This is a genomic window from Candidatus Aquarickettsia rohweri (assembly GCF_003953955.1).
GTDB lineage: Bacteria > Pseudomonadota > Alphaproteobacteria > Rickettsiales > Midichloriaceae > Aquirickettsia > Aquirickettsia rohweri.
On record NZ_RXFM01000079.1, the window covers coordinates 1 to 6,899 of the forward strand.

At 24.6% G+C, this 6,899-nt stretch carries 5 protein-coding genes; 4 read left to right on the top strand and 1 reads right to left on the bottom strand.

Annotated features, from left to right (window positions below; translation table 11 throughout):
* Positions 1 to 157: IS66 family insertion sequence element accessory protein TnpA (tnpA, locus tag EIC27_RS08320; protein WP_410519448.1), on the bottom strand; the 157-nt coding region annotated here is incomplete at its 3' end.
* A gap of 530 nt (positions 158 to 687) precedes the next feature.
* Here tnpA and EIC27_RS05405 point away from each other — a divergent pair.
* The 4 genes from EIC27_RS05405 to ssb all read left to right on the top strand — a co-directional run bounded on the left by EIC27_RS05405 (position 688) and on the right by ssb (position 6,834).
* The gene (locus EIC27_RS05405) at positions 688 to 5,430 is read left to right on the top strand and encodes an NAD-glutamate dehydrogenase domain-containing protein (protein WP_126045079.1); all 4,743 of its coding nucleotides are present in this window, start codon (positions 688 to 690) and stop codon (positions 5,428 to 5,430) included.
* Between the two features lie 99 nt (positions 5,431 to 5,529).
* On the top strand, positions 5,530 to 5,889 hold the full coding sequence (locus EIC27_RS05410; RefSeq protein WP_276310341.1) for a DNA polymerase III subunit chi: 360 nt from the start codon (positions 5,530 to 5,532) through the stop codon (positions 5,887 to 5,889).
* 149 nt (positions 5,890 to 6,038) lie between these two features.
* A complete protein-coding gene (locus EIC27_RS05415; protein WP_126045081.1) occupies positions 6,039 to 6,314 on the top strand; it encodes an HU family DNA-binding protein in 276 nt (91 codons plus the stop codon).
* Between the two features lie 55 nt (positions 6,315 to 6,369).
* Entirely contained in the window at positions 6,370 to 6,834 is a 465-nt protein-coding gene (gene ssb, locus EIC27_RS05420) for a single-stranded DNA-binding protein (protein WP_126045082.1), read from the top strand.
* Positions 6,835 to 6,899: the final 65 nt, after the last annotated feature.

Here is a 6,899-nt window from a genome sequence, read left to right on the forward strand (position 1 = left end):
CTACAAGAATTCTGTGCCATTTATAAAATGTACTTCTCGGCACATTCTTTTGCTTACAAAATTCATATTTACTTACATTACTTTTTTTATATTCTTCTACTAGCTCTTTCCATTTTTCATTACTTATTCTTTTTTTCTTTTTTTCTAATAGCATCATTAGCCTCTATTTTTTTAGGCTTTTGTTCTACCACTTATTTTTATTCTTGCCTAGATGCCCTTATTTTAGCGCTTACGTGATAACAGCTCTCCAAATACTCTTATAGGCATATATTTCTTTTAAGTGATGTAAATGTATTTCATTGTTTTCTAGAGTACAATTATTTAAAATGTTATGAAAAATGCTCATGTCTTATATATCGTAATATTAATTATTTAATTTAATTTATCTAATCATAATAAATATATAATATTCTGTATTTTGTGCAAGTATCAAACATCAAAATAATAGAAAAATAGCAATAATTAAGTAATGAAAATACAATATTGTAAAATTATATATTCATCATTAAGTTGTAATAATTTTATATTTTATTTAACAAGTATATAAGTATTTTTATACAATTACATACTAACTGCAATTTATAGTGGCATTACGATTAAGTATTTAAGCGCAATCTTATTTTTAAGTTTATTGTAAAATAAAATGTGTTATCATTTTGTTAATAATAAATATACGCTCTTAATTATATGCAAAAAGATCACATAAAACAAAATTCAATAATATTGCAAGATATTATTAAAACTATTAAAGATAAGTATATTATTAACTTTACGAAGAAATTTTTAGAAGAGCTTTCGGATGAAAATTTATCTACTGTAAAACCAGATATAATAAGTAAAGCATGTAAAGATGCATATAAAATTATAAAAGAAAAATTTAAAGGTAAATTTATTGTAGATATTGATGTTGAAAATGAAGATTCTGATTATGCGATTTTAACTATTGTCTGCTATGATGCTCCATTTATAATTGATTCAATTAATAATGAACTACAAACTCACGATATAGACATTAATCTTCTTACTCATAAAGTTATTGATCAGAAAAATTATGTTGATTACAAATTTACACATTTAAAAAAAGATAAAGTTGCTGCATTACAATTTTATATTTCCAACTGGTTTGATAATAATTTTTATAAATCATTAAAAACAAAGATTATAGCTATACTTGAATGCACATATATAGCTGTTAATGATTGGAAAGAAATGAAAAAATCATTATCGTGTTGCATTAAAAATCTAAAAGATAATCTCAAATTAATTAAAATTAGCGAATTAAATCAAGAACATATAAATTTTCTAGAATTTCTTATAGACGATAATTTTATTTTTTTAGGTTATTGTTATTCAAAATTAGATAAAAATAATACTTTAAAAGTTGATGAGATTAATAATTTAGGCTTAATAAAGCAAGATAAATATTATCCTGAAATAAATATTTTAAATAATTATAAATTTGGCAATTGTGTAATAACTATCCGCAAATCAGATATTAAAACTAAGGTTCATAGGCGTGCTTTTATGCTCTGTATATCGGTCAAAAATTATGATTCTAATGGGAAATGTAATTCCGTTCATACACTTTTTGGATTTTTAATAACAAAAGTTTATTACATGAGTGTTTTAAATATCCCACTCATACGGGATAAAATTCATTTTGTTATTAACAAATACGGATATCCACATGATAGTTATAATGCAAAAGAGCTAGTTACTGCACTTGAAGATTTTCCAAGAAGTGAATTATTACAAATAAGCAAAAAAGATTTATATGAAATTGCTTCAGGAATAGTATCTTTAACTATTAATCCTAGAATTAAATTATTTCTTAGAGAAGATAAGGGAAAAAGATATATTAGTGCATTAATATTTATACCAAAAACAAAATTTAATACCCAAATAAGAAAAAGAATTGAGAATATTTTATGTAGTCAGTTTAACGGATTTATTGCAAAGCATTATGTCAAAATTGGAGAAGGTTCACTTACTAGATTACAGTTAATAATTAATTTGCCAGAGAGGAAAATACCAGATTATAATATCAATAGGATAGAAAAGCTTATTACTAGTGCTATCAATGTTTGGGAAGATGATTTAAAGGATTCTTTAAATCTTAATTTAAGTAGAAAGGAAGCTGATAAACTATTTAAAAAATATCAAGATGCATTTGACGTAAAATATACCAATAGCTTTTCAATAGAGCAATCTATACATGATATTAGGGCTATTGAGGAAGCTTTATTAAAAAACAAAGTTACTTTTAAAATCTACAATTCAGCGAAAAGTAGTAAAAGCTTAATTCAAATTAAGATTTTTTCACTAGATAATGAACTTCATCTATCAACAATCTTTCCAATAATTGATAATTTAGGATTACACATAATTGATGTAGAAACTTTTGAAGCTAAAATTAATAATTTAGGAATAGAAAAAACCGTATTTATCCATTATTTCAGAACAAAACCAAAAGTAGGTGAATTTGAGTTTAATAATTCTTTACAATGTAATCTCGAAGAAGGGTTAGAAAAAATTTGGAATAATATAATAGAAGATGATATTTTTAATAATTTAATTTTTTATGCAGAGCTTAATTATAGAGAAGCTTCTTTGTTAAGGGCTTACACTAAATATTTAAAACAAATTAAATTTGAATTTAGCTTTGATTATGTACTTAATACTCTAGTAAAGTATTTTGATATAACTAAAAATTTAATGAATTTATTCAATATAAGGTTCAATCCTGATTTAAATTATGTAAAAACAGCAGAAAGCAAGATAATCAATGAATTAAACAATAAACTTTCTAAAATATCTGTATTTATAGAGGATAAAATTTTAAGTACTTTCTTAAAGCTAATATTGGCTACAAAAAGAACAAACTTTTTTGTAATTGATAAAAATACTGGTAGATACAAAGATTATATTTCTATAAAAATTAATTCAAAAGAAATTGAAGAAATGCCTCTTCCAAAACCAGAAGTTGATACATTTGTATATTCTTCACAATTTGAAGCTATTCATCTTAGGGGTGCTAAAATTGCCAGAGGAGGAATTAGATGGACTGATAGAACAGAAGATTTTAGAAAAGTTGTTTTAGACTTAATGAAATCTCAAATGACTAAAAATTCACTAATTGTTCCTTCTGGATGCAAAGGTGCCTTTGTTATTAAACATGCTCCTAAAGATAAGGAAAATTTTCTTAAAGTAGGAGTTAAATGTTATAAAAATTTTTTAAGGGGGATACTAGATATTACTGATAATATAGTTAATAAAAAAATAATATGTCCAAAAAATGTTATTAGACATGATGAGGCTGATCCTTACTTTGTAGTTGCAGCAGATAAAGGGACAGCAACTTTCTCTGATTATGCAAATGAAATTTCAAAAGAATATAATTTTTGGCTTGGAGATGCTTTTGCATCCGGAGGCTCTGCTGGATACGATCATAAAAAAATGGGCATTACTGCTAAAGGTGCATGGATATGTGCCAAAAATCACTTTAGTGCTTTAAATGTAAATTTAGATAAAGACGTTATTAGCGTTGTCGGAATTGGTGATATGTCTGGGGATGTATTTGGGAATGGCATGCTATTGTCAAAAAATTTAAAACTTATTGCAGCTTTTAACCATATCCATATATTTATTGATCCTAACCCCGATTGCTTAACTAGTTATAAAGAAAGATTAAGGTTATTTAAAAATCCTAATCTTAAGTGGTCTGATTATGATAAAAGTTTAATATCAAAGGGAGGTGGTGTTTATCAAAGGTCAGTGAAGGAAATTATGCTTTCTCCTGAAGCAAGAAATGCTTTAGGCATAATAGCTGATAAATTACCACCATCTCAATTGATTAGCGCTATATTAAAAGCACCTGTTGATTTATTATGGAATGGAGGTATAGGAACTTATGTTAAAGATGAATTTGAAGATAATTCAACAATAGGGGATAAAGCAAATGATAATTTGAGAATTTTAGGTAAAAGTTTAAGATGTAAAGTTGTCGGAGAAGGTGGTAATTTAGGATTTACACAAAAAGGTAGAATTGAATATTCTAAAAGAGGTGGGAGAATTAATACAGATTTTATTGATAATTCTGCTGGAGTTGATTGCTCAGATCATGAAGTAAATATAAAAATTGCCTTACAACATGAGCTACAGCAAAAAAATATTTCACTAGAAGATAGAAATAAAATTTTAATTCAATTAACAAATGATATTGAAAAATTGGTATTAAAAGATAATCATGATCAATCTATTTTATTAAATATGGAGAACTACTCCAATATTAATAATTTAAAAGATTACTCATGGTTAATTAGTTGTCTTGAAGAAAAAGGCGAGTTACAAAGAGAAATTGAAAGCCTACCAAGTAATGAAGATATAACAAAATTAGGGCTTGAAAATAAATCTCTAACAAGACCAGAAATAGCAGTTTTAGTAGCTTACTCTAAAAATTCTATTGCCAAGATATTAACATCTTATGATTTTACTAAAGATAAGTTTTTTCAAGATATGTTGCTTTCTTATTTTCCAAATTACTTACAACAAAATTTTAAAAAATCTTTATTGCTGCACAAACTTTCTAATGAAATAATTATTACAATTATATCTAATGAATTTGTAAATACATTAGGATGCACAACATTCCATTTACTTGCTTCAGAAAAAGGGTTCCACCCAATCAATATAATAAAATCCTTTTACCTATTAATGGAAAGTACAGATATAAAAAGTATTTTAAATAAAATAAATAGTGCTTCAACATATATATCTGTAGATTCAAGATATAAATTGCTTAATAGAATACAATCTTTAATTAAAAGTAGTATAAATTGGATTTTAATAAATTATAATGAAATTGATAATATTGAATCTATCATTCAAATTAATAAAAAATGTTTGATAAAACTATATCAAATTTTTGATACTGATTCATATTTAAAAAATACAATTATAAAAAGACAAGTTAAAAAGATTAATGGATATATTATTGAAGTCAAAAAATCTAAAAATCTTATCTCAAACATTGCTTATTTTAGCCTTATCAACTCTTTTTATGATATAATAACAATTAACAAATCCTCAAAAATTGATCTTAATACAATATCAAAAGTATATTTTAAAATTAGGGAAAGATTATATATTGACCAAATTTTAGAATTATTAAGTAAACGTGATAATTTCAATCATATTGAAAAATTAGCTTATGATTATGTTGAAAATGAATTGAGAAAAATTACTATCGAAGTTGTATTTGAGCAGCTCAAAGATTATGAAAATGTAGATAAATTAAGTTTTATTAAAGATCATAATAAATTAAATAGTTTTGATAGCTTTATAAATAAAGTGCTACTTGAAAATGAAGATAATAAGTTTGTTGCTGTTCAAGTAATAATAAATAAATTAAAGACATTAATTAATGCTTAAAAATGAAAAAGGCATTAATAATTTATAATATTCAACATGCTCTATATAATATAACGCTTCCTAAGATTATTATTAAAATTATTGGGTTAGAAAAAAAAAATTGTATTATTATGTAAAGATAAAGATGAAATGAATGTTTTAGACAATCTCTTGTGGACATTCTCTCAGCTGTCATTTATCCCACATTCAACAGAAGAAGATGACTTTAATACAGACTTACAAGATATACTTATTGTAACTAAACTTAATAAATCTATAGTAAATAATAGATCCATAGTTATTTTATGCACAGAATTAATAATAAATAAAGATGTTAATGCTATAAATGAAGTTTTTTTAATAACAGCTGAAAATATAGATCTTAAAACCCTTAAAAATCATATACTTACTAGTAATATTGAAGAAAGATCAATAAAGTTATTTACACAAAATATTAACAATTCATGGAAATTAAATTAATTTATTCTAATTTTAAATTTAATTAGCAAAAATATAGCATCAAATGCTAAATATTTGAAAAAAATTAAAAATAATTGTTGCATAGTTGTTGTTTTTACTGGTAGAAAGATTTTATAATTAAGTAATTTAATTTTATAACGGAGAACAAAATGAATAAAAACCAATTTTTAGATATATTATCAAAAGATTTAGATTGTACAAAAACGAAAGCAAATACTATTTTAAATTCAGTTTTTAAATGCATAGCACATTCACTTAAAGATTCTAATGAATTAAGGTTTATTGGATTTGGATCGTTTAAAGCAAAGCATACTGAAGCAAAAGAAGTTAAAACTCCAAGAGGCACAATTGCAAAAGTTCCAGCTCAGAAAAGAGTAAGCTTTTCAGTAGGTTCAGAGTTTAAAGCAATTGTTAACAATAAGTAATTATTTTTAATATTACCATTTTATTTTACTAAAATGAAAAATTTAATCATTAAAAATGTCTGGAAGTATTAATAAAGTTATATTAGTTGGTAATGTTGGCAATGAGCCAGAAATTAGAGTTTCTCAATCTGGAGGTAAAGAAATTGCCAATTTATCAATAGCTACTAGTGAAAGATGGAAAGATAAAACTTCAGGTGAGCAAAAAGAAAAAACTGATTGGCACAGGATAGTTGTTTTTGCTCCTGGGCTTGTTAATATTGTTAAGAATTATGTTAAAAAAGGAAGTAAACTTTATGTAGAAGGAAAACTGCAGACAAGAGAATATACAGATCAAGAGGGCAATAAAAAATATACTACTGAGGTAATTTTAAGCCAATTTAATAGCACTATTATGCTTATGGATTCTAAAGCTGGATACCAAGCCAGTACAAATAAAATTGCTTTTGACAACAAAAATAGCACTCCTAGTGTTAATGATGATTATGATGCTGAAGAAATTAAAGATGAAATACCATTTTAACTTCATGACTTCATGAAATTATATTTTTTTATTCAATATTGAAGTTTGGACAGAGACTTTAAGGT